Origin of the sequence: Roseisolibacter sp. H3M3-2 (genome assembly GCF_029211165.1) — a bacterium.
Classification (GTDB): domain Bacteria; phylum Gemmatimonadota; class Gemmatimonadetes; order Gemmatimonadales; family Gemmatimonadaceae; genus Roseisolibacter.
Genome location: NZ_JARGEK010000490.1, coordinates 1 through 2,865 on the forward strand (window position 1 = coordinate 1; position 2,865 = coordinate 2,865).

The window sequence follows — 2,865 nt, forward strand, 5'->3', positions numbered from 1 at the left end:
GAGGCGGCCGCCGACGCGCCGGACGACGCGCCCGCCTGGGACCTCTGCCCGACGACGCTGGCCGTCGCCGGCGCCCCCGACGGGCGCCGGGGCGGAGCGGGCGACCTGGTGAAGCTCGCCTGAGGCGCCGGTGGGCGGGGCCGCGCCCCGCGCCGCGTCCGACTCCTGCATCGTGACCGCGGGGGCGCGCCGACGCGCGGGCCCCGCCGCTCCACGCCCGTGACCGCCATGTCCACAGCCGCCTGGGATCCGTCCCTCCCCCACCCCGCCGCCGAGCGCCAGTCGGCGACGCTGCTGCGCGTCGCCGGCCTCTGCCTGCTCGGCCACGCCGGCCTGACGCTCTTCTCGTCGGTCGGCTTCGCGACGTTCCTCGCGCCGCCCTACCCCGCGTGGCTGCTCACGCCGGAGAACCAGGCGGTGATGCAGTTCATGTTCAAGTTCGGCGGGCAGACGACGGTCGTGCTGGGGGCGATGACGGCGCTGCTGCACATGGCGTCGCTGTTCGGCGCGCGGCGGACGGGGGTCGTGTTCGCGGTCGCCTTCTCGCTCGCGCTGCTGTCGGAGTACACGGGGACGAGCACGGGCTACCCGTTCGGCCCCTACTCGTACACGCCGCAGCTCGGGTACCTGATCGGCGGGCGGGTGCCGTTCAACATCCCGACGTCCTGGTTCTACATGCTCTACGCGTCGCTCGCGATCTGCGGGCGGCTGCTGCCGGCGCGCGACGACCTGCGCGCGAAGCTGGTGTGGGCGGCGGTCGCGTCGCTCGTGCTGACGGCGTGGGACGTCTCGATGGACCCGGCGATGGTCGCCACCACGCACTGGATCTGGCACCTCGAGGACCCGGCCGGGAAGCCGGCGTGGGCCGCGTTCCTGACGACCGACTTCTTCTACGGCATGCCGCTGACCAACTGGCTCGGCTGGCTGCTGACCGGATTCGTCGTGGCGTGGGCGATGCTGGCGCTGGTGCCGCCGACGCAGTGGGCGCGCCGCGTGGCGCCGACGCGGATGCCGCTCGTGCTGTACGCGATCAACGGCGTGCTCCCGGTGGCGATCTGCATCGGCCGCGGGCTCTGGATCGCGGCGGTCGCCGGCACGGTGGCGATGGCGATCCCGCTGGCGCTGGCGGTGTTCGCGCGCCGCCGGGCGCCGGCGGGCGAGGCGCGGCTCGCCGAGACGCGCACCTTCGCCGTGGCCGGGGACTGAGCGCGATGCGCATCGTGGTGATCGGGTCGGGGTTCGGCGGGCTGACCGCCGCCATCCGGCTGCAGGCGCAGGGGCACGAGGTCACGGTGCTCGAGCGGCGCGACAAGCCGGGCGGGCGCGCCTACGTGTACGAGCAGGACGGGTTCACCTTCGACGGCGGGCCGACGATCATCACGGCGCCGTGGCTGATCCGCGAGCTGTTCGAGCTGGCCGGGCGTCGCGCCGAGGACTACGTCACGCTCGTCCCGTGCGACCCGTACTACAACATCCGCTTCACCGACGGCTCGGTGTTCCGCTACGACGGGAACCGCGAGTCGATCCTGGAGCAGATCCGCGCCTTCAACCCCGACGACGTCGCCGGCTACCTGCGCTTCCTCGAGGGCGGCGACGATATCTTCCGCACCGGCTTCGGGCTGATCGACAAGCCGTTCCTGAAGCTGCGCGACATGGCGCGCGTGCTCCCCGACCTGGTCCGGCTGCGCGCCGACCGGAGCGTGGCGGACTACGTCGGCCGCTTCATCAAGGACGAGCGGCTGCGGCAGGTGTTCTCCTTCCACCCGCTGCTCGTCGGCGGCAACCCGTTCCAGACCACGTCGATCTACACGCTGATCCACACGCTGGAGCAGCGCTGGGGGGTCTGGTTCGCGATGGGCGGGACGGGGGCGCTGGTGAAGGCGTTCGCGCGGCTCTTCGAAGAGCTGGGCGGGGAGCTGCGGCTGAACGCCGACGTCGCCGAGATCGAGACCGACGCGGCGCGCCGCCGCGCGACCGGGGTGCGGCTGGCCGACGGGACGCGCCTCGCCGCCGACGCGGTGGTGAGCAACGCCGACGTCGCCACCACGTACCTGAAGATGGTGGCGCCGGGCGCGCGGCCGCGCATGAGCGACGCGAAGCTCAGGCGGCTCCGGTACTCGATGTCGCTGTTCGTGATCTACTTCGGCACGGACCGGCGCTACGAGCACATGGCCCACCACGAGATCCTCATGGGGCCGCGCTACCGCGGGCTGCTCGACGACATCTTCGGGCGGAAGCGGCTGGCCGAGGACTTCTCGCTCTACCTGCACCGCCCCACCGCGACCGACCCGTCGCTGGCCCCGCCGGGGTGCGACGCGTGGTACGTGCTGTCGCCCGTCCCGCACCTGGGCGGCGACACCGACTGGCGCGAGACGGCGCCGCGCTACCGCGACGCGATCATGCGGTCGCTCGAGGAGCGCTACCTCCCCGACCTCTCGAAGCACGTCGTCACCGAGCACCGCATCGACCCGCTGCACTTCGAGGGGACGCTGAACTCGTACCTCGGCAGTGCGTTCTCGGTGGAGCCGACGCTGACGCAGAGCGCCTGGATGCGCCCGCACAACCGCAGCGAGGACATCGAGAACCTCTACCTCGCGGGCGCGGGGACGCACCCCGGCGCCGGGCTCCCCGGCGTCATGAGCTCGGGGAAGATCGTGGCCGACCTGATCGGCGAGGCGGCGGCGGGGCGCCGCACCGCCGACCCGGCGCGGGCCGGCGCGGTGCGCGCCGCGGCGACGCGCGAGGTGACCGCACGCGACGCGGCGGCGCTGGCGGGAGACTGAGCTTCCAACACTTCTGAAAGGCAACAGGGAATCGGATGAGACGGATCAGAACGGGGCGATTGTCAAAGATTTGGTAGCGCGC

At 72.8% G+C, this 2,865-nt stretch carries 2 protein-coding genes; both read left to right on the plus strand.

Going from position 1 to position 2,865, the window contains the following annotated elements:
* Positions 1–228 precede the first annotated feature (228 nt).
* The gene (locus tag PYV61_RS23470; protein ID WP_275836270.1) at positions 229–1,206 is read left to right on the plus strand and encodes a carotenoid biosynthesis protein; all 978 of its coding nucleotides are present in this window, start codon (positions 229–231) and stop codon (positions 1,204–1,206) included.
* A 5-nt stretch (positions 1,207–1,211) separates the two neighbouring features.
* Positions 1,212–2,783, plus strand: coding sequence for a phytoene desaturase (locus tag PYV61_RS23475; RefSeq protein WP_275836272.1), 1,572 nt, complete (start codon positions 1,212–1,214; stop codon positions 2,781–2,783).
* Positions 2,784–2,865 lie beyond the last annotated feature (82 nt).

Excerpts from the sequence above, each read along its gene's own strand:
- PYV61_RS23475 (WP_275836272.1), top strand. The coding sequence starts at position 1,212 with ATGCGCATCGTGGTGATCGGGTCGGGGTTCGGCGGGCTGACCGCCGCC.
- PYV61_RS23470 (WP_275836270.1), top strand. The coding sequence starts at position 229 with ATGTCCACAGCCGCCTGGGATCCGTCCCTCCCCCACCCCGCCGCCGAG.